Annotated in this window: 1 pseudogene; it reads left to right on the top strand. The window is 70.7% G+C overall.

Annotated elements, in window-relative coordinates:
* Positions 1–270, top strand: a pseudogene (locus BFF77_RS37095) (ABC transporter ATP-binding protein); the annotation flags it as partial.

Genomic DNA, 270 nt, shown 5'->3' with positions numbered 1-270 from the left:
TGGGCGGGCCGCTGGCGCGGCTCGCAGCACTACCAGATGTACGCCGCGGACATCGACGCCGTCGCCGCGCAGTCCGTACACATGCCGCCGGCGCAGCAGATGCGTCCGCCGAAGCCGCAGAGCTGGGCCGCCCAGTTGCTGACGCTGATCCGCCGCTACGCCGCGGTCATCGCGTCCGACAAGGGCTTCATGGCGCTGATGGTGATCCTGCCGGCCGTGCTCGGTGTGGTCAGCGTGGTCATCCCGGCGAAGTTCGGCCTCGGTCCGCAG

Origin of the sequence: Streptomyces lushanensis (assembly GCF_001700515.1) — a bacterium.
Classification (GTDB): Bacteria; Actinomycetota; Actinomycetes; order Streptomycetales; family Streptomycetaceae; genus Streptomyces; species Streptomyces lushanensis.
This window is presented reverse-complemented; position numbering and strand designations above follow the sequence as displayed.